The 25,544-nt window shown below is 69.6% G+C and carries 19 protein-coding genes; 9 read left to right on the top strand and 10 right to left on the bottom strand.

The annotated features are described in order from the left end of the window. Nucleotides 1-721 precede the first annotated feature (721 nt). The 5 genes from FFT10_RS10335 (at nucleotide 722) to FFT10_RS10315 (ending at nucleotide 12,060) form a co-directional block, all read left to right on the top strand. On the top strand, nucleotides 722-4,087 hold the full coding sequence (locus tag FFT10_RS10335; protein ID WP_137732741.1) for an ATP-binding protein: 3,366 nt from the start codon (nucleotides 722-724) through the stop codon (nucleotides 4,085-4,087). Continuing rightward, nucleotides 4,066-4,248, top strand: a complete 183-nt coding sequence (locus tag FFT10_RS10330; RefSeq protein ID WP_137732740.1) for a hypothetical protein — start codon at nucleotides 4,066-4,068, stop codon at nucleotides 4,246-4,248. Before FFT10_RS10335 ends, FFT10_RS10330 begins: the two co-directional genes overlap by 22 nt. A 460-nt stretch (nucleotides 4,249-4,708) precedes the next feature. After that, a complete protein-coding gene (locus FFT10_RS10325; RefSeq protein ID WP_137732739.1) occupies nucleotides 4,709-8,140 on the top strand; it encodes an ATP-binding protein in 3,432 nt (1,143 codons plus the stop codon). A gap of 33 nt (nucleotides 8,141-8,173) precedes the next feature. Beyond that, the gene (locus tag FFT10_RS10320) at nucleotides 8,174-10,075 is read left to right on the top strand and encodes a patatin-like phospholipase family protein (RefSeq protein WP_137732738.1); all 1,902 of its coding nucleotides are present in this window, start codon (nucleotides 8,174-8,176) and stop codon (nucleotides 10,073-10,075) included. Nucleotides 10,076-10,164: 89 nt separating this feature from the next. Further along, the gene (locus FFT10_RS10315) at nucleotides 10,165-12,060 is read left to right on the top strand and encodes a bifunctional acetyl-CoA hydrolase/transferase family protein/GNAT family N-acetyltransferase (protein ID WP_162520756.1); all 1,896 of its coding nucleotides are present in this window, start codon (nucleotides 10,165-10,167) and stop codon (nucleotides 12,058-12,060) included. Between the two features lie 335 nt (nucleotides 12,061-12,395). On the opposite strand, the gene FFT10_RS10310 is transcribed toward FFT10_RS10315, so the two are convergent. The 4 genes from FFT10_RS10310 to FFT10_RS10295 all read right to left on the bottom strand — a co-directional run bounded on the left by FFT10_RS10310 (nucleotide 12,396) and on the right by FFT10_RS10295 (nucleotide 16,062). Then, complete coding sequence (locus FFT10_RS10310; protein ID WP_137732736.1) at nucleotides 12,396-13,313, bottom strand: polysaccharide deacetylase family protein; 918 nt, start codon at nucleotides 13,311-13,313, stop codon at nucleotides 12,396-12,398. A gap of 3 nt (nucleotides 13,314-13,316) precedes the next feature. Further along, the gene (locus FFT10_RS10305; protein WP_137732735.1) at nucleotides 13,317-13,775 is read right to left on the bottom strand and encodes a nuclear transport factor 2 family protein; all 459 of its coding nucleotides are present in this window, start codon (nucleotides 13,773-13,775) and stop codon (nucleotides 13,317-13,319) included. Beyond that, a complete protein-coding gene (locus FFT10_RS10300) occupies nucleotides 13,775-14,755 on the bottom strand; it encodes a Bug family tripartite tricarboxylate transporter substrate binding protein (protein ID WP_162520755.1) in 981 nt (326 codons plus the stop codon). Before FFT10_RS10300 ends, FFT10_RS10305 begins: the two co-directional genes overlap by 1 nt. 77 nt (nucleotides 14,756-14,832) lie before the next feature. After that, entirely contained in the window at nucleotides 14,833-16,062 is a 1,230-nt protein-coding gene (locus tag FFT10_RS10295) for a HAMP domain-containing protein (protein WP_137732733.1), read from the bottom strand. Between the two features lie 197 nt (nucleotides 16,063-16,259). On the opposite strand from FFT10_RS10295, the gene FFT10_RS10290 reads away from it, so the two are divergent. After that, nucleotides 16,260-17,096, top strand: coding sequence for an alpha/beta hydrolase (locus FFT10_RS10290; RefSeq protein ID WP_228027049.1), 837 nt, complete (start codon nucleotides 16,260-16,262; stop codon nucleotides 17,094-17,096). Here FFT10_RS10290 and FFT10_RS10285 read toward each other — a convergent pair. Further along, the gene (locus tag FFT10_RS10285; protein ID WP_137732731.1) at nucleotides 17,090-17,650 is read right to left on the bottom strand and encodes a metal-independent carbonic anhydrase family protein; all 561 of its coding nucleotides are present in this window, start codon (nucleotides 17,648-17,650) and stop codon (nucleotides 17,090-17,092) included. The genes FFT10_RS10290 and FFT10_RS10285 overlap by 7 nt on opposite strands. Before the next feature lie 186 nt (nucleotides 17,651-17,836). Here FFT10_RS10285 and FFT10_RS10280 point away from each other — a divergent pair, with 186 nt between their 5' ends. After that, entirely contained in the window at nucleotides 17,837-19,465 is a 1,629-nt protein-coding gene (locus tag FFT10_RS10280) for a sensor histidine kinase (protein WP_137732730.1), read from the top strand. Next, nucleotides 19,462-20,175 carry a response regulator transcription factor gene (locus FFT10_RS10275; protein WP_137732729.1) on the top strand — a complete coding sequence of 238 codons (714 nt, stop codon included), beginning with the start codon at nucleotides 19,462-19,464 and terminating at the stop codon, nucleotides 20,173-20,175. The genes FFT10_RS10280 and FFT10_RS10275 overlap by 4 nt, the downstream gene beginning before the upstream one ends. A 16-nt stretch (nucleotides 20,176-20,191) precedes the next feature. On the opposite strand, the gene FFT10_RS10270 is transcribed toward FFT10_RS10275, so the two are convergent. Next, entirely contained in the window at nucleotides 20,192-20,866 is a 675-nt protein-coding gene (locus tag FFT10_RS10270; RefSeq protein WP_137732728.1) for a class I SAM-dependent methyltransferase, read from the bottom strand. Nucleotides 20,867-20,935: 69 nt separating this feature from the next. Here FFT10_RS10270 and FFT10_RS10265 point away from each other — a divergent pair, with 69 nt between their 5' ends. Then, complete coding sequence (locus FFT10_RS10265; RefSeq protein ID WP_137732727.1) at nucleotides 20,936-21,877, top strand: LysR family transcriptional regulator; 942 nt, start codon at nucleotides 20,936-20,938, stop codon at nucleotides 21,875-21,877. Here FFT10_RS10265 and FFT10_RS10260 read toward each other — a convergent pair. From FFT10_RS10260 to FFT10_RS10245, 4 genes are all read right to left on the bottom strand, one after another. Continuing rightward, entirely contained in the window at nucleotides 21,816-22,442 is a 627-nt protein-coding gene (locus tag FFT10_RS10260) for an ABC transporter ATP-binding protein (protein ID WP_162520754.1), read from the bottom strand. The two genes, FFT10_RS10265 and FFT10_RS10260, sit on opposite strands and share 62 nt — an antisense overlap. 4 nt (nucleotides 22,443-22,446) lie before the next feature. Beyond that, a complete protein-coding gene (gene hpaI / locus FFT10_RS10255) occupies nucleotides 22,447-23,244 on the bottom strand; it encodes a 4-hydroxy-2-oxoheptanedioate aldolase (protein ID WP_137732725.1) in 798 nt (265 codons plus the stop codon). Nucleotides 23,245-23,340: 96 nt separating this feature from the next. Then, complete coding sequence (locus FFT10_RS28735) at nucleotides 23,341-24,891, bottom strand: methyl-accepting chemotaxis protein (protein ID WP_137732724.1); 1,551 nt, start codon at nucleotides 24,889-24,891, stop codon at nucleotides 23,341-23,343. Between the two features lie 177 nt (nucleotides 24,892-25,068). Next, the gene (locus FFT10_RS10245; RefSeq protein ID WP_137732723.1) at nucleotides 25,069-25,503 is read right to left on the bottom strand and encodes a 5-carboxymethyl-2-hydroxymuconate Delta-isomerase; all 435 of its coding nucleotides are present in this window, start codon (nucleotides 25,501-25,503) and stop codon (nucleotides 25,069-25,071) included. Nucleotides 25,504-25,544: the final 41 nt, after the last annotated feature.

Genomic DNA, 25,544 nt, shown 5'->3' with positions numbered 1-25,544 from the left:
ACAGACGCAGCGTGGAATGGGATGGCGCCATTGCAGCCCGCCGCGGGCGTGTCGGGCATCGGCGCGCCGGCCGAGCGTGGGTAGGACAGGCCGCCGTCCTGGCGGGGGTTTGGACGCTGGCCTGCTGCGGGGTGACTGGTCTGCGGAGGGCGGTGGGTGGGGCTCTCCGGCTGGAATCGACCCTGAGGAGTGAATCGAGGCGCTGCAAAGCAGCTCGCTGGGGGGCCTGGCGGCATTGGAGCGCCAAGAGGCGGCCAGTCGCACTCACCGGCGACCCGTCCCTGGCGAGCTGTCCACGCCTGGGGTAGAGCCCAGAGCCGGACTTTCGGTTGGGGTCCACCCGCGTCGTCCATGAGACTTGGGTACATTCCAAGCGTGGGAGGCTGGACCACCGTTTGCATGGCTGTCGCCAACGGCGCACGCTGATCAGTCTCAGTCTGTTGTTTCGTGACTTCAACGTCGTGATAGCCGTCGTCCCTACCCCGAAGTACCAGCCTCGCAGCCGCCGTCCTCCATGCGCGAGGAACCACTCAGGCGACAGCCTCGGCCATTGTTTGCTCATCCACCACCAATCGGCCCAAATGGCGCCCTTTGGGTCTGCAAACCAAGCCTCAGCGTTGCACACGACCACGGGCGGAGGATTCACCGGCGTTGGGACAGGCTCTGAGCAGGCAGCTCACCCTGGGCATCCCTCCACCAAGAAGAGCGGAGACCCGGGACGTTGAGTGCCGCCCCAAGCCAATTGGAAGCCGCCATTGCTGCTCTTGAAGGGCAGAGAGCGCTGCTCGGCGATGCAGTGGTCGATGTCGCGGTGGCGCCGCTCAGGTTGCAGCTGGCCGCCCTGCTGCGGCCCGCCGGCCTGCAGCGCCGCCAGGTGACGGTGCTGTTCGCCGATGTCGTGAACTCCACCGTGCTGGCGCAAGCCCTGGGTCCGGAGGAAACCCTGGACCTGCTCAGCCAGGTGTTGCGGCGCATGGCATCCCTGGTCGAAGCGCACCAAGGCCGCGTTCTGCGCTTCACCGGCGATGGCGTGAAAGCTGTCTTCGGCATGGATGCTGCACGCGAGGACGACGGTGAACGCGCTGTGCGCGCAGCCCTGGCCATCGTGGCGTCCGGGCGGGAGCACGCTGCGCAGGTGCAGCGCGCGCATGGCCTGGCCGACTTCGCCGTGCGCGTGGGTCTGCACACCGGCGACGTTGCGCTGGGCGCCGGCGTTGAGGCCGACAACACCGCGGTGGGTGCGGCCGTGCACATCGCGGCGCGCATGGAACAAAGTGCACCGCCTGGCACCGTGCGGATCAGCCTGGACACCTACGCCCAAGTGCGCGGTCTGTTCGATGTGGAAGCGCAGGATCCCATCCAGGTCAAGGGCGTTGCCGCGCCCCTGCAAACCTATCTGGTGCAGCGCACCAAGCCGCGTTCCTTCCGCATCGTCACGCGGGGGATCGAGGGGGTGGCCACCCGGATGATCGGACGCGACACGGAACTGCAGGCGCTGCAGGCGGCCTTCCTGCGCCTGTTCGAGGAACGCCGGCTCGCCGCGGTGACCGTCGTGGCCGAAGCCGGCGTCGGCAAGAGCCGCCTGCTGGACGAGTTCGCCGCCTGGAGCGAAGCGCGGCCTGAGCGCTTCGTGCTGTTCCGCGGGCGGGCGACGCCGCAAACCCCGCTGCAGGCCTATGGTCTGCTGCGTGACATCTTCGCGTGGCGGTTCCAGATCAGCGACGACGACACGGTGCAGGCGGCGCGCCAGAAGATGGAGGACGGCGTCGTGCCGCTGTTCCTGCACGACGACGGCCCGGATCTGGCCGAGGCCCATGCCCACCTGCTGGGCTATCTGATCGGCATCGAGTGGAAAGACAGCCGCCACATCCGTGGCATCGTCGACGACGCACGGCAGATCCGCAGCCGGGCTCTGCATGCCGCGGTGCAGGTCTTCAGGCGCATGGCGGCGGCGCACGGCCACCCGGTGGTGCTGCAGATCGAAGACCTGCACTGGGCCGACCGGGAGACGCTGGAGTTCATGAGCCAGCTGGTCGACCGAAACAAGGACGTGCCGCTGCTGCTGCTGGCCTTCACGCGGCCCACGCTTTTCGAGCAGAGCGTTGACTGGTACGGAACAGGTGCCGTCCATCAACGCATCGACCTCGCTCCGCTAGACGCAGACAACAGCCGCGCGTTGGCGATCGAGTTGCTCAAGAAGCTGCCCCAGGTGCCGGTGGCCCTGCAGGACCTGCTGACCGGCCGTGCGGAAGGCAACCCCTTCTACATGGAAGAACTGGTGAAGATGTTCATCGACCAGGGCGCCATCCAGACGAATGCCAGCTCAGACGGAATGTGGCGGGTCGACGCCGACAAGCTGCTCGTCTCCCAGCTGCCGTCCACCCTGACTGGCGTGCTGCAGGCGCGCCTGGACGGGCTGCCTGTCGACGAAAGGCGCACGCTGCAGCAGGCCAGCGTGGTGGGTGCGGTGTTTTGGGATCAGGCATTGGCGGCCATCGATGCCCAAGCCGTCGAGCTGTTACCGGCGCTGGGGCGGCGCCAGCTGGCGATGCCCCGGACAGCGGCCGAGTTCAACGCGCTACTGGATGGCATGCGTGAATTCGCCTTCAGCCACCACCTGCTGCACCAAGTGACCTACAACACCGTGCTGAGGCGCGAGCGGCGGGAAGGCCACGCCAAGGTGGCCCGGTGGCTCGCGGGCGTCAGCGCCAAAGGCGGCTTGCATGCTGGCCACCTGCTGGGACTTGCCGCTGACCACTTCGAGCAAGCGGGCGACGAGGTCAAGGCCGCCGAGTTCCACGCCCTCGCGGCGGAAGACGCCGCGGAGCGGTTCGCGCATGACCGCGTACAGGACCATGTGGTCAGGGCGCTGGCGCTGCTGGCGAAGTTGCAGCCCGAGCGGCAGCGCGGGCAGGCCGCGATACGCTGGCAGCTCTTGAGTGCCCGCGAGATGACGCTGCATCTGCAGGGCCGCCGTGCCGAACAGTCTGCCGACTTGGACGCACTGGCGGAACTTGCCGAGGCGCTGGATGACGACCGCCGGCGTGCAGAGTCGGCTCAGCGCCAAGCCATTCGGTGGTTGCGCATGGGCAACTGGGCCGAAACGGAGCGCGCCGCGCGCCGGAGCCTGGCCTGTGCGAAACGGGCCGCTGACGACAGCCTTCGCTTGCACGCGCTGCGGCTGCTGGCGGCCGCACTCATCATGCAGGACCAGATCGATGCAGGCAAGGCGCTGGCAACCAAGGGCGCATCCGAGGCCTGCAGTCTGGGGTTGCATGGTCTGGAGGCCCGCTTCTACAACGCGCTGTCGGTCGCCGCCAACATGCAAGGTGACGCGGCGGGGCGGCTCGCGCTGGACTTGCACATGCTGCGGAAGTACCGTGAAGCAGGCGACCAAGTCAACGAAGCGATCAGTCTGTCGAATCTTGGGGGGGGCTGGGCCAACCTGGGCGCGCTAGCGCAGGCCCGACGGGAGCTTGACGCTGCGATCAAGCTGCTGATTGCCATTGGCGACCGGGCAATGTTGGGCAGCGCCCTGGGCAAGCTGTCGGAGTTGGCGCTGTGGCAAGGCGAGGCGACGCAGGCGCTGACACTGGCGCAGCAGGCCCTGGACATTGCAGTCACCACACAGGGCAGCGTCGAGGAGATCAACGGCTGGATTCGGCTGGCCGCGGCCGAACTGGCTGCCGGTCGATTCGTCGCCGCTCGTCAGGCGTACACACGGGCTAGAACGCTGGCGGCTGACATCGACGATCCCTTCCAGTACGACGCCTGCGCTGGATTGGCTGCCGTGGCCATCTTGGAGGGCGACACGGAGGCCGCGCTCGCCGCGCTGCAATCGGTGTTCGACCGGGTGGCTGCAGGACAGACGTTGGACGGTACGGCGGAGAGAAAGATCGAGCTGATCTGCTACCGGGCCCTGGCGCTGGCCCGGGATCCGCGCGCTGATGTCTGGCTGGTCCGCGCGCACACAGCGCTGATGGGACAGGTTCACACGATCGAGGACACCGCGCTTCGCCAGAGCTTCTTGAACAACATCCCCCACCACCGCGAAATCGTGGCCGCGTGGGACGCCCGCGCGCGCTGAAGACACACACACCACAGCTGGAACTGCTGCGCCACCGGGTTGCAGGGGTGGACATGGCCGGCGGCGCCACCCTGATGAAGCAAGGCACGCCGGGCGACGCGCTGCATGTCGGTCCGTGGCCACCGACCCGCGTGACGAGCGCGGTACGCAGCGCCTGGTGAACTGTTCGTCCTCCGCCAACCATGAGACCCTGGGGTGGAGCGGTGCGACGGGCGCCTTGGAGCGTGCCAACGTCGGCGGCATGCGTGTGCTTTGGTTACAGTCAACCCGAGCGAGGCTGGATCCCTGTTTCGAAGCCGTTTTCCACACGCTCACGCCAAGCAGTCTCATCCAGAAATTTCCTGCAGTTGACGTCGTGACAGCCGCCGCCCAGACCTCCGAGGACCAGCCACGCAGTCTCGGTCTTCAGTATCCGAGGTGCAAGTTGCGAGGTGGCCTCGGAACGTGCCAGGTCAACTGTGACCAACCGGCCTGGACTATGCCCTGTCGGCCTGCAGAGCTCGCTTCGGGCCGGCGCGCGACGACGGGCCGGGAACGCTCCGACTTGCCGACGCGCTGTCGCGGGGCCGCTTGCCCCGGGCCCCACCAAAGCAAGAAGCACGGGGGGCAGCGGGGTTGAGCGTGGATCCGGACCAGTTGGAAGCCGCCATTTCGGCGATCGAAGGGCAGAGAGCGCTGCTCGGCGATGCAGTGGTCGATGTCGCGGTGGCGCCGCTCAGGTTGCAGCTGGCCGCCCTGCTGCGGCCCGCCGGCCTGCAGCGCCGCCAGGTGACGGTGCTGTTCGCCGATGTCGTGAACTCCACCGTGCTGGCGCAAGCCCTGGGTCCGGAGGAAACCCTGGACCTGCTCAGCCAGGTGTTGCGGCGCATGGCATCCCTGGTCGAAGCGCACCAAGGCCGCGTTCTGCGCTTCACCGGCGATGGCGTGAAAGCTGTCTTCGGCATGGATGCTGCACGCGAGGACGACGGTGAACGCGCTGTGCGCGCAGCCCTGGCCATCGTGGCGTCCGGGCGGGAGCACGCTGCGCAGGTGCAGCGCGCGCATGGCCTGGCCGACTTCGCCGTGCGCGTGGGTCTGCACACCGGCGACGTTGCGCTGGGCGCCGGCGTTGAGGCCGACAACACCGCGGTGGGTGCGGCCGTGCACATCGCGGCGCGCATGGAACAAAGTGCACCGCCTGGCACCGTGCGGATCAGCCTGGACACCTACGCCCAAGTGCGCGGTCTGTTCGATGTGGAAGCGCAGGATCCCATCCAGGTCAAGGGCGTTGCCGCGCCCCTGCAAACCTATCTGGTGCAGCGCACCAAGCCGCGTTCCTTCCGCATCGTCACGCGGGGGATCGAGGGGGTGGCCACCCGGATGATCGGACGCGACACGGAACTGCAGGCGCTGCAGGCGGCCTTCCTGCGCCTGTTCGAGGAACGCCGGCTCGCCGCGGTGACCGTCGTGGCCGAAGCCGGCGTCGGCAAGAGCCGCCTGCTGGACGAGTTCGCCGCCTGGAGCGAAGCGCGGCCTGAGCGCTTCGTGCTGTTCCGCGGGCGGGCGACGCCGCAAACCCCGCTGCAGGCCTATGGTCTGCTGCGTGACATCTTCGCGTGGCGGTTCCAGATCAGCGACGACGACACGGTGCAGGCGGCGCGCCAGAAGATGGAGGACGGCGTCGTGCCGCTGTTCCTGCACGACGACGGCCCGGATCTGGCCGAGGCCCATGCCCACCTGCTGGGCTATCTGATCGGCATCGAGTGGAAAGACAGCCGCCACATCCGTGGCATCGTCGACGACGCACGGCAGATCCGCAGCCGGGCTCTGCATGCCGCGGTGCAGGTCTTCAGGCGCATGGCGGCGGCGCACGGCCACCCGGTGGTGCTGCAGATCGAAGACCTGCACTGGGCCGACCGGGAGACGCTGGAGTTCATGAGCCAGCTGGTCGACCGAAACAAGGACGTGCCGCTGCTGCTGCTGGCCTTCACGCGGCCCACGCTTTTCGAGCAGAGCGTTGACTGGTACGGAACAGGTGCCGTCCATCAACGCATCGACCTCGCTCCGCTAGGCGCAGACAACAGCCGTGCGTTGGCGATCGAGTTGCTCAAGAAGCTGCCCCAGGTGCCGGTGGCCCTGCAGGACCTGCTGACCGGCCGCGCGGAAGGCAACCCCTTCTACATGGAAGAACTGGTGAAGATGTTCATCGACCAGGGCGCCATTCAGACGGACGCGGCTGCGGACGGTCGATGGCGGGTGGTCGGCGACCGGCTCCTGGTCGCCCAGGTGCCATCCACGTTGACCGGTGTGCTGCAGGCCCGCCTCGACAGCCTGCCCGCTGCCGAGAAGCAGGCACTGCAGCTGGCCAGCGTGGTGGGCGCGGTCTTCTGGGACCAAGCGCTGGCGGCCGTGGATGCCCGAGCTGTAGACGAACTGCCCGCGCTGGTGCGGCGCCAGCTCGCGCTGCGGCGCATCGCGGCGGAGTCGGGCACGCTGTTGGATGGTCTGCGCGAGTACGCCTTCAGTCACCACCTGCTGTACCAAGTGACCTACGACACGGTGCTCGAACGCGCCCGGCGCGAAGGCCACGCGCGGGTGGCGCAGTGGATTGCGGGTCTGGCGGCAGGGCGCGACTTGCGGGCGGGTGACCTGTTTGGATTGGCGGCAGCGCATTTCGAGCTGGCAGGAGATCGGGCCGGCGCTGCGGAGTTTCATGCGAAGGCGGCCCAGCAAGCTGCGCAGCTGATGGCCCACGAGCGTGTGCTGGAACACGTGGCGCGGGCCTTGGCACTGCTGGACGAAATGCGTGCCACGCCAGATCATCGCCAACAGGTTGATCCCACCGATGACGCCACCAGACGCTGGCAGTTGCTTCGCATTCGCGAGATCACGCTGGGCTTGCAGGCTCGCCACGTCGAGCAGACGGCCGATCTGGACTCGCTGACGCAACTGGCCGAGGCGCTCGGGGATGACAGGCTTCGCGCCGAAGCAGCATGGCGTTGCGGCGTCTTTGCGATGCGCAGGGATGACATCGTGGAGATGGAAAGCGCGGCTCGTCGCGGCATGGCCTGTGCCACCCGGGCTGGCGATGACGCCCTGAGACTGCAGTCACTTCGATTGCTTGCTTTCGTGGCGATGGAACGTCAGGATATCGATGCCGGTTGCGCGCTGGCCGAGCAAGGCCTGGCCGATGCACGTCGACTGGGATTGACCGGCATCGAGGGGCGGTTGCTGAACTCCCTCGTGAGCGCTGCGGAGATACGCGGCGATCTGGTGAGCGTTCGGAATCTGTCGATGGATAGCCTGCGCGTCCTGCGCGAGACCGGGGATCGGGTGAATGCAGCGATCGCCGCGTTGAACCTGGGGGCGGCCCAGTTGCGGCTGGGCGATCTTGAACTGGCCGAGCGCGGACTGGTCGAGGCGCTCCATCTGTTGCGCGCGAATGGCGACCGCCTGGCGGAAGGTGTTGCGCTGTGCGACTTGTCCGAGGTCACCCTCTTGCGGCGGGACGCCCATCGGGCACTCGCCTTGGCCCGCGAGGGGCTTGACATCATCATCGAAGCCAGGGCACCCAAGTTGCAGCTGGAGGCGCTGCTGAGGGTGGGCGACGCCGAACTGGTCTTGGGCCTGCATGCGGCGGCGCGGCAGACGTATCGACAGGCGACGGAAGTCGGGCTGCGAATGGATCCGCCGCGCCCGCATGACGCCGTGGCTGGTCTTGCGGAGGTCGCGCTGGCTGAAGGCGACGTGGTCGCGGCGCTTGCAGCATTGACCCCCACGCTGGATGCCATGTCGGCCGGCCGCACCCTGCACCGCTGCATGCGCCCGCGTCTGGTCGAGTGGGTTTGCTACCAAACACTTGCCCGCGCGAATGACCGTCACGCCGCCGACTGGCTGGAGCGTGCGCATGCCGCGCTGGAGAGGCAGGCCGAGGCCATTGCCGACCCCTCGCTGCGCCAAAGTTTCCTGCACAACATTCCCGTGCACAGCGAGATCGTGGTTGCATGGTCCAGCCATTTACTGGATGCCGCGGCCACGCCTGCCCTGGCCAACACCGATGCACCATCGACTTGACGGCGGCCGTCTGGCGCGCTCAGCTGCGCTGCGGTGACGGTGATCGCCAAGCTCCTCCTGCAACCCATGCACCTATCGACCAACCGCTCCACCCACCACGAGCGCCTGCTCCAGAACCTGCTGAGCACCAACTTCGGTGACCTCGACGAGCCGACGCTGCTACTGCTTCGCCACCGACTGGAATGGGTGGACGTGGCCGGCGGCGTGACCTTGATCGAGCAGGACGCATCCGGCGACGCGCTCTACATGTTGGTCAGCGGGCGCATGCGCGCCTACCGCCGCGACGAGCGCGACGAACAGCGCCTGGTTCGAGAACTGGCGCGCGGGCAAGTCTTCGGCGAAATGAGCCTGCTGACTGGTGAACCACGCGCTGCCACCGTCGTGGCCACCCGTGACAGCGTGCTGGTCAAGCTGAGCCGGCAGTCGTTCGATGAACTCGACAGTCTCAATCCTCGCGTGTCGGCGGCGCTGACACGGCAGCTGATGCGCCGGCTGTTCAACCGACACCCGGCGCCCGTCCACGCGCGGCCGGTCACGATGGGGTTGCTGCCGATCAGCAACGGCGTCGACATCGCGGCCTTTGGTCGACGACTGGCAGAAGCGCTGATGACATTCGGCCGCGTGCATTGCGTCGACAGCGCTGCCATCAATGCGGAGTTGCAAGCCCAAGGATTGAGCCTGCAACAGGAAGGTTCCGAGGCGAGCCGTCTGGTGGCACTGCTCCTCGACGAGATGGAGACCAATGCAGACTTTCTGATTCTGGTGGGTGAAGATGGGCCCAGTGCATGGACGCGACGCTGCATCCGGCACAGCGACGAATTGCTGCTGGTGGCCGACGCCGCGCAGGCGCCCGAGTTGCATGCCACCGAGCGGGCCGGCCCACTTGACCGGCCACCGCGTTCCGGAGTGGCCGAGGTGCTGGTGCTGTTGCACGGCCCGCAGCGGGTGGCACCGGGTCAGGTTGGCCAGTGGCTGAAGCGGCGTCCCGTGGCCGATCATGTGCATGTTCGCCTGTCCGATGCACGCGACTTCCAACGCCTTGCGCGCCTGCAAAGCCGTCACGGCGTGGGACTGGTCTTCAGTGGCGGCGGGGCTCGCGGCTTCGCACACCTGGGCGTGCTGCAGGCGCTCCACGAACGCGGCATTCCCGTTGATCGGGTAGGCGGCACCAGCATCGGCGCGTTGATGGCTGCGCTGGTTGCGGCAGACCAGCCGCCGGATCAGGTCACCGCGCTGGCGAGACGCGCGTTTGCCCGCAATCCAACCAGCGACATCAACCCGTTGCCGATCATGTCGCTGATCCGAGGGCAGCGGCTGAATCGGGTGTTGTCCGGCGCCTTGCGCGAGTTGCTGGGCGCGCATGGCGCCATCGAGGAACTGTGGAAGTCCTACTTCTGCGTCGCGACCAATTACACCCGGGCCCGTGAAGAGCATTTGCGCAGCGGGCCGCTGCTCGACGCGTTGAAGTCGAGCATCGCCATCCCGGGCGCGCTGCCGCCGGTCGTTCGTGACCGCGATCTGCTCTGTGACGGGGGCACCCTGAACAACTTCCCTGTGGATGTGATGCGGGCACAGCGCGGCGTTGGCATGGTCATCGGCGTGGACCTCGGCAACAGTCAGGTGCGCCAACTCGACTTCGAGTACATGCCGCCCTGGTGGCGGCTGGCCCTGGATCGCTTGCGACCCCGGGCGCGCCGGCGGTTCAAGCTGCCCAGCCTCACGGCGTATCTGATGAACGTCACTACCCTCTACAGCCAGTCGCGGCGGAAGGCGTCGTTGGCCGATGTGGACTTGTATTTCAACCCGGTCATGTCAGGTGTGGGAATGATGCAGTGGAATCGCTTCGACAAGATCGTCGAGCAGGGCTATGAACATGCGCAGGCCGTGCTGTCCCGAGCCGAGCCCGAGTTGCTGCGCAGGCTGGAGTCGCTGTGAGCGGAGGCCCGGCACAGTGGCTTCTGCGTGCGGCTGCGGGATTGCGCTCGATGGCAGGGGGTGATGCGAAGATGTCGAGCGACAGGCCAATGCCGGCCAAGGAACCTGCGACTGCACACCCCGCCGGTGTGGAGCCGGCCTGGATCAACAGGTACGCCGCCAAGCGTCTGACGGCGGAGCAGGCCGCCGGCCTGGTGCGGCACGGTGAGCACGTGTTCGTTGGCACTGGATGCGCCACCCCGCGGACGCTGGTGGCAGCGCTGGAGGGCTTGATGCCTTGCCAGCGCGATGTGGAGTTGCTGCACTTTTTGACCGACGGTGCGGTGCCTCACGACGACGACGGGAACTGCACCAGTCGTTACCGCCACAGGAGCTTCTTCGTCGGCAATGACGTGCGCGCCGCAGTGCGCCAAGGGCTGTGCGAGTACGTGCCGCTGTCGGCGGCACGGTTGCCCGAGCTCATTGCCAACGGGCGCGTGCGGGTCGACGTGGCCATGATCCAGGTCTCGCCGCCCGACGAATTCGGGTGGGTCAGCCTTGGCGTTTCGGTGGATGTCATTCCCGCGGCGGTGAGGAAGGCGCGGTTGGTGCTGGCGGAGATCAACCCCGCCATGCCGCGATCCATGGGCGACAGTGCGATCCGCATGGACGACATCGACCATTGGGTGCAGGTGCCGGCCCAGTTGATCGAATACCACCACCCCGTTGCGAGCAGCGAGGTCGTTGAGGCCATCGCGCGGTACATCAGTAGCGTCATCGAAGATGGCGCAACCCTGCAGGTCGGTCTGGGTCGCTTCACCGTTGCAGCGCTTGAGCGCCTGACCGCTCACAGGGACCTCGGCATCCACTCCGACGTCATCACCGACGCCATCGTGCCGCTGCTTGAAAGTGGCGTCATCAACGGGCGCATGAAGAGCCAGAACCGGGGAAAGGTGGTGGCCAGCTTCGCAAGAGGATCCCGGCGACTGTTTGAACTGATCGACCGCAATCCGCTCTTCGTGTTTCAGCCCCTTGAAACCGTGTGTGACCCAGCTGTCCTGGCCGCCCAGCACAAGCTGGTGTCGGTGATTCAGGCCTTTGCTTTGGACCTGACTGGCCAAGTCTGCCTGGACCAGTTCGAAGGGATGGTGTACGGCGGTTTGGTGGCGCAGCCCGAGTTCCTGCAAGGTGCGTCTCGATCGGTTGGTGGCAAAGCCATCGTGTGTTTGGCCTCGACAACATCCGATGGTCAACGTTCGCAGATCAAGCTGACCCTTGACTTGGGCGAGACCGCGACGATTTCCCGAAGTGACATCCACTATGTCATCACCGAGTACGGGATTGCCTACTTGTTTGGCAAGTCGTTGCGAGAGCGCGTGACCGCCCTCATTCACCTCGCCCACCCGAAGTTTCGTGCGGAGTTGTGGACGCAGGCCCAACAAGTCGGCTGGTTGCCCCCAGAACAGCAGTTGAAGCATCTGCAGGCTTACCCGGTGGCCGAAGAGCGCGAAGTGGTCTTGGACCAGTGCCCGCCGTTGCTGCTGCGCCCGGCGCTGAGCACCGATGATGTCGCCATACGCGAACTCTTCCATCAACTGCCAGAGCGTGACGTCTACACACGCTTCTTCCGCCATGTCAGGGGCTTGTCGCTGTCCGACGCGCAACGCCTTTGCAACCTGAACCTGGAGACTGAAGTGGCGTTCGTGGCAGCGGTGGGTACGCGCGAGCACCCACGGGTGGTCGCCCACGCCTGCTATTTCGTCGACCCTGCCACGCGCATCGCCGAGACGGCCTTCATGGTGCACCCTGATTGGCAGGGCAAAGGCTTGGGCGCCGCGCTGCAGCAGCGTCTTCGGGAGCACGCCAGTCAGAGGGGCGTGCAGGGATTCATGGCCGAGATCCTGCCCACCAACCAAAAGATGATTCGCCTTGCTCGCGCGAGTACTGGCAAGGTGCAAGTCGTCCCTGAAGGCGATGTGGTGCGCGTGACGACGATGTTTGAATAGTGGAACCATCGACAGACGCTGTGCGCGCCTTGGTCAAGGCGCACGGTGGACTGCCGATTGGTCGCAAATGGCCGGGCCAAGCCGGCGGAGGGCAGGGCTGGTCGTCAAGGAATTGAATTCGGGAGTTTGTTGCCGGATTGATCGCGGCCGCGTTGGGCATGCACGCAGTCCTGACGCATCGCCACAAGGCTGTCCGTCACCGCATCATGGCGTGTCGCGTTGGAAGCCCATGGCGAACGGCTGCTCCTGTCCGAACGCCGCCCTCGTCGATTACCCGCTTTGCATCTGGCTGACACCCATCCAGCGTGACACCGCCAACGCCCGGTGCAGGCGCCTCAGCCCGGTCCAGCCACCTTCGCCGCATGCCCGCAGATGGCGCCCGGCGTGGTCATCCACACCTCGCCGGCATCCCGCGCCGCCGCCACCGCCTGCAGCGCCCGGCGCAGGTGGCGCAGGCGGTAGGGCTGGCCCACGATGTACGGGTGCAGGGCGATGCCCATCACCAGCGCCGGCGCATCGGGCGCGCGGGTCTGGTCCAGCATCTCTTGCAGGTTGTCGATGATCAGCTGGGCGAAGTCCTTGCCGTCCATCTGCCGGGCGATGACCATCGGGATGTCGTTCAGCTCCTGCGGATAGGGCACCGACCACAGCGCCGCACCGCCGCGTGTGCGCATCGGCAGCGGCTGGTCGTCGTGGCACCAGTTCAGCGTGTAGGCATAGCCGGTCTCGGCCAGCAGGTCGGGCGTGTGCACGCTTTCAGAGATCCACGGCGACAGCCAGCCGGCCGGCGCCTGTCCGCTGTGCTGCTGCATCTGCTGCCGGCAGTGCAGCAGCAGCGCGCGCTCGTCGGCTTCCGCCAGCACACCCTGCCGCTCGGCATTGCTGTGGCCGTGGCCCACCAGCTCGTCGCCGCGGGCCACGCAGGCGGCCACCAGCTCGGGGCAGTGGCTGTACAGCGCGGTGTTGATCAGTGCGGCGGCCGGCATGCCCAGCTGGCTGAACAGGTCCAGGCAGCGCCAGGCGCCGACGCGGTTGCCGTACTCGCGCCAGCTGAAGTTCAGCACGTCGGGTTGCGGGCTGCCGGGGCCGATGCCCGCGCCCATGCCTTCACCGAAGGCGAAATGCTCGAGGTTGAAACCCAGGTAGACCGCCAGGCCCGCGCCGCCCGGCCAGCGGTACCGCGGGCGGCGGGTGATCGGCAGGTAGTCGAAGCGGCCGTGGTCGGGCAGCGGGCCGAGGTACTGGGCCGGCATCGGCTACAGCGTGGCCAGGCCGGCGCGCACCATCAACCACTCGGCACTGTCGTTCCACACGTCCATGTGGGTGATCAGGCCGTGCTTCACCACATAGCGGTCCACGTAGCGGTTGCCCTCGAACGGCGTGCCGTCGGGCCATTCGCCATACAGGGTGCCGAGGCTGTAGACCACGGTCTCTTCCGGGTCCGCTGGCGTGGCGGATGCACCAGCCTGGGCACCATGCACCTGGATGGCCGACACCGTCTCGGTGCGTTCGATGCGCTTCTTCACCCAGGCATAGCGGCCCTTGTTGAAGGCGGTGCACTCGGTGGGGTCGGCCATGGCCCGGCCGCCGGTGAAGCGGATGGCCAGGCCCGGCGCGGTGTAGCGCCGGGCGGCCACCGGGTCGGGCAGCATGATCAGGCGCAGGAATTCATCCACCACCGCGGCCGGCGTGCTGGGGGCATCGGGTGCAGTCATCAGGTGATCACTTCCACATTGGAGGCGCGGGCGACGGCACGCCACTCATCGATCTGCGCGCGCACCAGCTTGGAGAAATCATCGCCGATCAGCTGCGGCTGCCGGGGCAGGGTTTGCAGCTCTTCCAGGCGGGCCGCCACGTCGGGCTTGGCCAGGATCTCCGGGATCAGCGACGACAGCTTGGCCGCGATCGGCGCCGGCAGGCCCTTGGGTGCCGACAGCCCCAGCCACTGCGAGCCGGTCAGCTTGCCGTAGCCCAGCTCGGCGAAGGTGGGGATGTTGGGCAGCGCCGCCAGCCGCTTGGGCGTGCTGACGGCCAGCGCCCGCAGCTGCCCGGCCTTGAGCGTGGCCACGTTGGTGGTGATGGGATCGAACACGCTCTCGATGTTGCCGGCCAGCAGGTCCTGCATGGCCGGGGCGCTGCCCTGGTAGGGCACATGGTCGTGGTTGGGCGCCTTGCCCTCGATCTTCAGCAGCTCGCCGTACAGGTGGTTGGCCGAGCCGATGCCGGACGTGCCGTAGCGCACCGGCTTGCTCCGTGCCGCGTCCACATACTGCGCCAGCGTCTGGAAGGGCGACTGCGCCCGCACCACCAGCACCATCGGCGCTTCCACCAGCAGGCCCATGTGGGTGAAGTCGGCCACCGCGTCGAAGGGCATGGTGCGCCGCGTCGCGGCGGCGTAGACATGCACCGCCGCATGGCTGACCAGCAGGGTGTAGCCGTCGGCCGCCTGCTTGGACACGTAGTCGGTGCCGATCAGCCCGCCGGCACCGGGCCGGTTCTCCACCACCACCGATTGCCCCAGCGCCTGGCTGAGGTGCGGCGCCATCAGGCGCGAGACCACGTCGACCAGGCCGCCGGGCGGGAACTGGGCCACCAGCTTGATCGGCCCGCGGCTGGGCCAGGCGGCCTGGGCTCCCACGAAGGCGGGGGCAGACAGCAGGGAGGCTCCTGCGGCAAGGACGGTGCGACGCTTCATCGATGGCTCCATGGGTGGGAGCCGGGACGTCAGCAAGACGGATGCCAGCGCCGCCCTTCGGGCTGGGCCCGCCCGGCTCAGCCCGCCCTGCCCTGCCCTGCGGCCAGCCGCTGCAGCACCTGCTGCCCGCTCTCGGCCACCTTCTGCATCGTGGCTTCGAGCAGGGCCATCTCGCGCAGGCTCTGGGCGAAGGCCTTGTACTCGGCGGCCTGGGCATCGGCCACCATCACCGGCGGCGCCATGGCCTGCAGTGCGCCCGACACCGCGCCGAAGCTGTCGCGCAGCCGCTCCAGCTGGGCGCGCAGCGCCGGACCGGCATGGCCGAACATCGCACCGTTGTCGGCCAGGGCGTCCAGCGTCTGCACCAGCGCGCCGAAGGCGCCCGATTCACGCGCCGCCACCAGCTGGGTGTCCAGCCCGCGCTGGGCGCCTTCGCCGATGGTGCGCAGCGCGTTGTCGCGCAGGCCCTCCAGCTGGCGCTCCAGGTGGCGGTTCAGCGCGCCCAGGCGCTCGCCCACCGCCAGCACCTCGGCCAGGATGCGGTCGAGGTCACCGACCACCTGGGTGATGCGGTCGAGGAAGTGGTTGAGATCGCGCGCCAGCTCGCCGAACTCGTCGCCGCTGTTCACGGCGGCCCGCGGCGACAGGTCCATCACCCCGCGCGCCAGGCTGCTGACGGTGGCGCGCAGCGTCAGCAGCGGCGCCATGCGCACCTTCATCAGGCCGAACAGCAGGATCGTGTGGACCAGGATCTTCAGGCTCAGCGCGCCGGCGGTCAGCCGCACCTCCTGCCACCACGCGGCCTCCTTGCGCTCCAGGTAGCTGCGCACCGTCACCGTGCCCAGCACATCGCCCACGCTGGCTTTCACATGGCAGCCCAGGCAGAACTGCTCGGCCTTCATCACCACGCTGGCCTCGCGGTGCTCGCCGGCCACCCAGCGCGCCGGCAGGCCCTGGGCCTCCATGTTGCGGGTGGTGCGCATCGACTCCACGGTGACGGCCGAGGGCAGCACCGCGATGGCCAGCCCCAGGTCGGCAAAGTTGCGGTTCAGGATGGGGTAGACCGTCTGCGCCGCAGTCGGCCCGCCCGAGTTCAGCATGATCGAGCGCACATCGTTGGCCAGCTGCTCGGCCGCGCGGTCCACCCGCGCCGGCTCGCCCTGGGCGAAGTTGTAGCGCAGCACCGCATAGCGGATCGCCAGCTCCACCGCCGCCACCACCAGCAGCAGCAGGAAGAAGTCGCGGATCATGTGGAACATGAACGACTGCTCGAAGCTGCCCGGCGCTGCGCTTGCTGGATGTGCCATGCCCTGCCTCCTGCCGCGGCGTCGTGCCGGCCGCTATGGTCGGATGATCACCCGTGTGGCGCGCAGGTGCATCTGCGGCCGATGACCCCGCACTGCCGGGGGTCATGCGACGATGCAAAGCGATGACAGCCACACCACCCCGCTCCGTCAGGCCGGCCGATCGCCGGCCCCGTTGGCGCCGCCGCGGCGCCGCTGCCGTGCTGGCCGTGGCCGCCGTGCTGGGCCTGGCCAGCGGCTGCGCCACGCTGGACGAGAAGCAGCGCGCCTGGATCTTCCAGCCCAGTGACCGCACCTGGTCCGGCGGCCTGGCCGCGGCCCAGGGCATGGACGATGTGTGGATCCCGTTCCGCTCGGCCGAGACCGGCCAGCCGGTGCGCCTGCATGGCCTGTGGCTGCCGCAGCCGCGGCCCGACGCGCCGGTGCTGCTGTACCTGCACGGCGCCCGCTGGGATGTGCGCGGCAGCGCCCACCGCATGCGCCGCATGCACGAGCTGGGCTTCTCGGTGCTGGGCATCGACTACCGCGGCTTCGGCCAGAGCAGCCCCGGCCTGCCGTCGGAGGACCTGGCCCATGAGGACGCGCAGGCCGCCTGGCAGTGGCTGGCGCAGCAGCAGCCGCAGGCGCGGCGCTACCTGTTCGGCCACTCGCTGGGCGGCGCCATCGCGGTGCGGCTGGCCGCCGAGGTGCCGGATCTGGCCGGCCTGATGGTCGAGGGCAGCTTCCCGTCGATCCCGGACGTGGTGCGCAACTTCAAGTGGGGCTGGCTGCCGGTCTCGCCGCTGATCACCCAGCGCTTCGACGCGGCCAGCCGCATCGGCCAGGTGAAGGCGCCGGTGCTGGTGGTGCACGGCAGCAACGACAGCCTGATCCCACCCGACCTGGGCCGCGCGCTCTACGAGCGGGCGCCCGCGCCCAAGCGCTGGGTGCTGGTCGAAGGCGGCTCGCACCACAGCACCAACGGCCTGGGCCAGCCGCAGTACCAGGCGGCGGTGGCGGCGCTGTTCGGCCTGGGCGCCGCCGGGTCAGGTCACTGACCGGCGTACTCCAGCGACGAGTGGTGCACGGCGATGCGCAGTTTGCCGGCATCGTCCTTGACGAACTTCCAGGTCTTGTCGACCGTGGTCACCTTGCCGTCCTGGCCGGTGATGTTGACCTTGCCCATGGTGGTGGCGCTGTCGCCGGCGATGAAGACGGCGGCATTGACCGGCTGGCATTGGGTCCAGCCCTTCAGCGCAAAGCCGGTGTCCTTGGGAAAGGCTGTGTCACCGCCCACGAAGTAGGCCAGCGCGCCGGCGCGGGTGGTGCGGAAGGTCTGCGGGTTGACGGTCAGCGTGGGCTTGAACAGCACGGTGCCCAACTGGTAGGCATAGGCGCCGTCGATCACCTTCTCGGCCAGGGCCTTGGCGGCGGGCTGGCCCTCCTTGGCGCCCACGGTGGAGATGTCGACCAGCGCCTTGCACCAGGCCTGCTGGGCGGCCAGCACCTCGGCTTCGCTGATGGCCTGGTTGACGACGACGCCCTTGGCGATGGCGGGCAGCGTGGCGGCGGCCAGGGCCAGGACGGCCAGGTTGCGGATGGTGGTGTGCATGGGGGTACTCCAGTTTGGTGGCGGGGGGGGGTGTGGATCTGCCGGTGGCCCCGCGGCCCCGGCATGGCAGGCATTGCAACCGCTGCAGGTGGACGCCGGCTGAACCGCAGATGAGCCGGCGCTGACGGCCAGATGAACGCCAGATGAAACGCCGGGAGCGGCCCGGCGCGCGCCCACAATCTGGCCATGTTCCGCCGCCGACTGTCGATCGCACTGGGCCTGCTGGCCGCCGTGGCCGTGGCCGAAGGCCTGGGCGCAGCGGCGGCCCTGCGCGTGGCCGAGCGCCAGGTGGAGCGTGGCCGCGTGGCCAGCGACATCCGCACCGGGTTCGTCGAGCTGTCGGCCACCAAGCAGCGCCTGCGCACCTGGGTGGCGCAGCGGCAGCAGGGCGCCGGCGCCGACCCTGCGGCGCGCGAGCGGCTGCAGCGCGACATGCGCGCCACGCTCGACCGGCTGCAGGTGCTGGCGGCACAGGCCGTCACGCTCGACGACAGCCCGGCCACCCGCGGCGAGCATCTGCGCCGCCAGGACGCGCTGGGCGTGCTGCGCGACAGCGTCGTCGACCTGGAACGCGCCGTCAATGCCGCCCAGCCGCTGGCCCCGGGCGCCGATGCCCAGCAGGCCTGGCAGGCGCTGTCGGGGGTGTTCGACCGCTCGCAGGGCCGCGATGTGCGCCAGCTGATCGCCGACAGCCTGGTGCGCGAGGCCGCGGCGGTGGCGCGTGAGCGGGCGGCGGCCGATGCCACGCTGGCCTGGATGCGCGGCCTCTGGCTGGCCATGGCCGCCACGCTGGCGGTGCTGGCGGTGGCTGCGGCGTTGCACTTCACGCGGGCGCTGCGCCGACCGCTGGATCTGTTGAGCGATGGCGCGCTGCGGCTGCGCCAGGGCGAACTGCAGCACCGCATCCCGCTCGAGGGTGCCGACGAGTTCTCGGCCGTGGCGCGCAGCGTCAATGCGATGGCGGCCGAGCTGGAGCAGCACCGCGTCCGCGAGGCTGCGCAGCGCCAGCAGCTCGAGGCGCAGGTGGATGCCCGCACGGCCGAACTGCGCGAGGCCCTGCAGGCCCTGGGCCAGGCCGACCTGCGCCGCCGGCAGCTGTTTGCCGACGTCAGCCACGAGCTGCGCACCCCGACCACCGCCATCCGCGGCGAGGCCGAGATCACCCTGCGCGGCGCCGACCGCCCGGCCGAGGACTACAAGGCGGCGCTGCGCCGCATCGTCGACACCGCACGCCAGCTGGCGCTGGTCATCGACGACCTGCTGGCCATGGCGCGCAGCGACATCGATGCCATGTCGCTGGTCCGGCAGCCGCTGGACCTGGCCGACCTGGTGCGCGAGGCGCTGCTGCAGGCCGGCGCCCTGGCCGCTGGCCGCGGCGTGCGGCTGCAGGCCGGGCCGCTGCCGGCCGGTGGCTGCACCGTGCTGGGTGATGCGCAGCGCCTGCGCCAGCTGCTGCTGATCCTGCTGGACAACGCGGTGCGCTACTCGCCCGATGGGGCCGAGGTGCGCCTGCACCTGCTGCCTGCAGCGCCGGGCGCGCCGCAGTGCTGCGTCGAGGTGGCCGACGATGGCATCGGCATCCCGCCACATGAACTGGCGCAGGTCTTCGACCGCCACTTCCGCGGCGAGGCGGCGCGCCGCCAGCGGCCCGAGGGCAGCGGCCTGGGCCTGGCCATCGCCCAGGCGCTGGCACGGGCCCATGGCGGCCAGGTGCAGCTGCACAGCAACCCGGGCCAGGGCACCACCGCCCGCCTGTTGCTGCCGGCCGTGGCCGCCGAGGCGCCGCGGGCGGCCAGGCTGGAACGCAGCGCATGAACATCCTGATCGTCGAGGACGACGACCGCATCGCCGACTTCCTGTGCCGCGGCCTGCGCGCCGAGGGCCACCACATCCAGCGCGCGGCCGATGGCCCTGGCGGCCTGGCCATGGCCCGCGAGGCGGCCCGCCAGGCGCAGGCCGACGGCACCTGCACCGTGCTGCTGCTCGACCTGATGCTGCCCGGCATGGGCGGCCTGGAGATCTGCCAGGCCCTGCGCGCCGAGCAAGTCGACCTGCCGATCCTGATGCTCACCGCCCAGGGTGCGCTGGAGGACCGTGTCGCCGGCCTGCGGCTGGGCGCGGACGACTACCTCTGCAAGCCCTTCGAGTTCGAGGAGCTGCTGGCGCGCCTGGAGGCGCTGGCGCGCCGCGGCCGGGTGCAGCGGCCCCGGCCGGCCAGCCGGCTGCAGGTGGCCGACCTGGTGCTGGACCTGGAGCGCATGCAGGCCAGCCGCGCCGGCCGGCCGCTGCCGCTGACGGCCCGGGAGCTGGCGCTGCTGGAACTGCTGATGCGCGCGCCCGGCCGGCTGTTCAGCCGCGAGCGCATCCTGGCCAGCGTCTGGGGCACCAGCGAGGACCCGCTGACCAACGTGGTCGATGTCTACATCCGCCGGCTGCGCGCCCGCATCGAGGCCGACGGCCAGCGCCCGCTGATCCACACCGTGCGCGGGCTGGGTTACCGGCTGGAAGCACCCCCGGCCGCCTGAACCAGGCGGGCCGGTGTCAGGCCGGCTTGCGGGCGACGATGAACACCCGCATGTCCTTGCGGCCGCTGCCATGCCGTTCGACCGCCTCGATCACCAGGCCCTGGCGCACCAGGCTGGCCTGCAGCTGCGCGGCATCGAACACCAGCACCGGCGGCGCCAGGCCCACCGCGCGCAGCAGCGGCACCAGCAGGCGCGGCACGGCCGGGTGCATCTCGCGCAGGCAGGGCGTCTTGGAGATGAAGCGGCCGCCCGGCTTCAGCGCCGCCAGGATGGCGGGCAGCGCCGTGTCCAGGTCGGGCAGCAGGTGCAGCACATTGAAGGCCAGCACCGTGTCGTGCACGGCGCCGTCGGCGGCATCCTCGGCGCCGGCCAGCCCGAAGCGCAGCTGCGGCACCGGTTGTGCGGCCAGCTTGTCGCGGGCGATGGCGATCATCGCGGCCGACACGTCGGTGGCCAGCATGCGCCGCGTGCCACCGGCCAGCCGCAACGCGGTGGTGCCGGTGCCGCAGCCGATCTCCAGCACCGACTGCGCGGGCGACAGCAGTGCGGCCACGCGTTGCAGCGTGGTTTCGTAGCCGGCCGGGTCGGCGATGCGGGCGGCGGCATAGCGGCGGGCCATGCGGTCCCAGAAGCGGGCCTGGGCTTGGGCAGGCGCGGTGAGCCCGGGTCGGGTGGAGGTGGTCAAGGGCATGGCAGCATACTATGCATGCATGAAGAATCTGGCATCCACGAGAATCGCAAGCCACCCATGCAGCAGCGTATGGATCAACCCGACTGGAACCAGCTCAAGGCCTTTCTGGAAACGGCGGAGGCCGGGTCGCTCTCGGCCGCCGCGCGCAAGCTGGGCCTGACCCAGCCGACGCTCAGCCGCCAGGTGGCGGCCATCGAACGTCAGCTGGGCGTGACCTTGTTCGAGCGTGGCGGCAAGGCCCTGGTGCCCACCGCCACCGGCTTGGCGCTGCTGGAGCATGCCCGCGTGATGGGGGCCGCGGCCGAGGACCTGCGGCTGGCCGCCACTGGCCAGTCGCAGGCGGTGGACGGCGTGGTCACCATCTCGGCCAGCGAGGCGGTGGCCGCCCACCTGCTGCCGGCGGTGCTGCTGCGGCTGCGCCAGCAGGCACCGGGCATCGTCATCGATCTGGTCGCCTCCGATGCGCTGAGCGACCTGCGCCGGCGCGAGGCCGACATCGCGGTGCGCCATCTGCGGCCGGCGCAGCCCGACCTGATCGGCCGCTTCGTGCGGGATGCCCAGGCCGGCTTCTATGCGTCGACGGCCTGGGTGCAGCAGCACGGCCACCCGCGCACCGCCGCCCAGGCGGCGCAGCATGCCTTCGTCGGCAGCGACCGCGCCGGCCGCTACCTGGGCTACCTGCGCCAGCACGGCCTGCCGCTGTCGGACGCCAACTTCAGCTGTTATGCCGAGAACACCATGGCCCACTGGGCGCTGGTGCGCCAGGGCCTGGGCATCGGCGCGATGATGGTCGAGATCGGCCGCGCCACGCCTGGCGTGGTGCAGGTGCTGGACGACGTGCCGCCGGTGGTGTTTCCGATCTGGCTGGTGACGCACCGCGAGCTGCGCACCGCCCGACGCATCCGCCTGGTGTTCGACCTGCTGGCCGATGCCCTGCTGCCGCAGCCCCTCAGCCCCCCGGCAGCAGCACCTGCCCCGCCTGCGCCAGCCCGGCGGGCCAGCGGCCGCTGACCACCAGCGCGGCGCAGCCCGGCTGGGCAGCGCGGTCGTTCAGCGCCTGCACCAGCCAGGCGATGGCCGACGCGTCGAGGCCGCCGCAGGGCTCGTCCAGCAGCAGCAGCGGGCAGGCGCTGGCCAGACCGGCGGCCAGCACGGCCTTGCGCCGCATGCCGGTGGACAGCATGTGCAGCGTCTTGAAGGCATGCGGCGCCAGGCCGAAGCCGTCGACATGGCGCTGCCAGGCGGCGGCGTCGATCGGCCCGTGGCGCTGCTGCAGCACCAGCCGCAGGCCGTCGGGCGTCAGGGCGTCGAAGCCGGGCGCCTGCGCATCGGCCCACCACACCAGCGGTTGGCGCGCTGCCAGACCCGCGGGCATCGGCTGGCCGTTCAGCCAGAGCCGGCCAGCCAGCGGTTGGGCGCCGGCCAGGCCGCGCAGCAGGCTGGTCTTGCCGCTGCCGGACTCGCCGTCCAGCCCATGCGTGCCGGCCGACAGGCTGAAGCGCAGCGCGGCAAGCAGCGGCTGGGGCTCGCCGTCGAACCGCAGTTCCAGGCCCTCTGCCTGCAGCACGGCCGGCATGCGCTCAAGACCCCGGTCTGGCCGCGCCCGCCGTGCCGCCCTGGAAGCGCTGCACCAGGCTGCGTGCCGCAGCCACCAGCAGCAGCGTGTCCACGCCCACGGCCACGAACAGCGCGCCGGCATCCAGGTAGCGCTGGGCCTCGGCCGGGTCGGTCATCAGGATGCCCGGCGCCTTGCCGGCCGCGCGCACGGTGGCGATGCCGTCCAGCATGGTCTTGACCACGGCCGGGTGGCCGGGCTGGCCGGGATAGCCCATCGACGCCGACAGGTCGGCCGGGCCGAAGAACACGCCGTCCACGCCCTCGGTCTCGGCGATGGCCCGCAGGTTGGTGATGGCGGTGGTGGTCTCGGCCTGCACCAGCAGGCACATCTGCGCATCGGCCTGGGCCAGGTAGCCCTCGACCTGGTTGTAGCGCGAGGCCCGTGCCAGCGCCGCGCCCATGCCGCGGATGCCGGCCGGCGCATAGCGCATGGCCTGCACCATCAGCGCGGCCTGTTCGGCGGTGTCGATCATCGGCACCAGCAGGGTCTGCGCACCGATGTCCAGGTACTGCTTGACCAGGGCCACATCCCCGATCACCGGCCGCACCACCGGCTGCACCGGATAAGGCGCCACTGCGCGCAGCTGCTGCAGGATGCTGCGCGGGTCGTTGGGTGCATGCTCGCCGTCGAGCAGCAGCCAGTCATAGCCGGTGGTGGCCAGGGCCTCGGCGGCGGTGGCATCGGCCAGGCCGACCCACAGGCCGATCTGCGGCCGGCCGGCGGCCAGGGCGGCCTTGAAGGTGTTCTGCGGCATCTGCATGGGACGGGACGCGTGTTGGCGCGTTCAAGGGTGGCTGCGACGTGCGCCGCATGGTAGCGCCGCGTTGGCGCCAGGCAGCCTGCCGGCCGCGCGGCGTCAGACCTTGAACACCGCCACCGCCTGCACCAGCGCCTGCGCCTGCTGCTGGAGGCCATCGGCCGATGCCGCGCTCTCTTCCACCAGCGCCGCGTTCTGTTGCGTGGCCTGGTCCATCTGGCTGACGGCCTGGCCGACCTGCTGCACGCCCTGTTGCTGCTCGGCGCTGGCCGAGGAGATCTCGGCCACGATGTGGCGCACCCGCTGGATCGAGCCGACGATCTCGCCCATGGTCTTGCCCGCCTCGCCCACCAGGGCCGTGCCTTGCTCCACCTGCTCGACGCTGCGGCCGATCAGCGTCTTGATCTGCCTGGCGGCTTCGGCACTGCGCTGGGCCAGGCTGCGCACCTCACCGGCCACCACCGCGAAGCCGCGGCCCTGCTCGCCGGCGCGCGCCGCCTCCACCGCGGCGTTCAATGCCAGGATGTTGGTCTGGAAGGCGATGCCGTCGATGACGCTGATGATGTCGCCGATCTCGCGGCTGCTGTCCTGGATGCCCTGCATGGTGCTCACCACCTTGCCGACCACGTCGCCGCCCTGCTGGGCCACCGCGGAGGCCTCCTGCGCCAGCTGGTTGGCCTGCCTGGCATGGTCGGCGTTGTGGCGCACGGTGGTGCCCAGCTGCGCCATCGTGGAGGCGGTCTGCTGCAGTGCGCTGGCCTGCTGCTCGGTGCGGCCGGACAGATCCAGGTTGCCCTGGGCGATCTCGACACTGGCGGTGGCCACCTGTTCGGCGTTGTGGCGCACGGCCCGCACGGTGCTGGCCAGGCTGTCCGACATGCGCTTGAGCGACGCCAGGGTGCTGCCTGTGTCGCCCGGGCGCAGGGTGATCGTGGTCGACAGGTCACCGGCGGCCACCGTGTCGGCCACCTGTCGCAACGTGGCCGGTTCGGCGCCCAGCTGCCGCAGCACCCGCACCAGGTAGGCCACCAGACCCAGCAGCCCGGCCGAGACCGCCAGCACCACGCCCAGCACCAGATTGCGGGCAAAGCGGGCCTCGTCGGCCACGGCCACCACCTCTTGCGCCATCCGGGTGCCTTGGCGCTTTTTCTCGGCGCCCAGCGGTGTCAGCAGCTGGTTGCGGGCGGGGATGGTCTTGTCCACCAGATAGGCAAAGGCCTCGTCCTTCTTGCCGGCCTGGATGAGCTGCAGGTTCTGGGTGCCGACGGCCCAGAAGGCCTGCATCAGCGCGGGCAGGGGCTTGAAGGCTTCGCGGCCGGCGTCGGTGGTCATGGCGTCGCCGAATTCCTTCAGCGTGGATTCCAGCAAGTCCTTCTTGGCCGCGATGTCGGCCAGCGTGGCCTCCAGCTCCTGCGGATTGCGGGCCAGGATGGCATGCCGCAGCTGCAGCGAGGTGCGGGTCACGGTCAGCTCGATCTCGGCGATGCGCTGCAGCTGTGGCACGCGGTTGTCGACGACCGCCTGCGCATGCTCGGCCTCGGAGTCCAGCAGCACCCAGACGGTGATGGCCAGTCCGAACATGGTGAGGATGAGGGTGGCGCAGGTGAGGTAGAGGCGCTGCGCCAGGCTGTTGCGTCGGGCTGTTGGCATGTGGTCGGTCGTCCGCGGATGGGTGGCGGGCCATCAGCAACCACCACGGCTGCGTCGCGATGGCCTCGCTCGCCGGGGTGTCGGCCTGCCGCCGCGCGGGCTGAAGCTGGCTGGCGCAGTCAGGCGTGATGCAGTTGTCAAGAATTCCCGACATGGCTGCCGGGAACGGCCCCGGCGTCAGGTGCGCGGCGCAAACAGCGGGTGCAGCGAGCTGTTCTTGGCGTCGAAGACCTCGGGCCCTTCGTCGATCTGCAGGGTCACGCCCACGGGGCGGGTGGCCAGCAGCGGCGCGAAGTGGTCCTTGGCCACCGCTTCCAGCCGGCGGCCCGCGTCGGCATGCACCGCAGCGCTGCGGCCGCGGCCCATGCGCAGGTTCAGGTAGACGAAGCCGTAGTCGCTGCCCAGGCCGGCGGCCTGGCCGGCGGCACCGCCATCGGCCACCGCAAAGTGCGGCGCCGGATAGGCCAACACCCGCGTGCCGCCGGTCGGGAAGACGGGGCGGCCGGCCTCGTCACGCACCGCCAGCATCGCGTCGGCCAGGCGGCGGCACAGCGTGCTCATGTCGGTCACCGCGTCGAGGTTGCCGGTGTAGAGGATGACCAGATGGGGCATGGCGCAGCGGAATCACTCAGACATGAGCAATGTAGTGGCTA

Origin of the sequence: Pseudaquabacterium pictum (assembly GCF_005403045.1) — a bacterium.
Lineage (GTDB): Bacteria > Pseudomonadota > Gammaproteobacteria > Burkholderiales > Burkholderiaceae_C > Pseudaquabacterium > Pseudaquabacterium pictum.
This window is presented reverse-complemented; position numbering and strand designations above follow the sequence as displayed.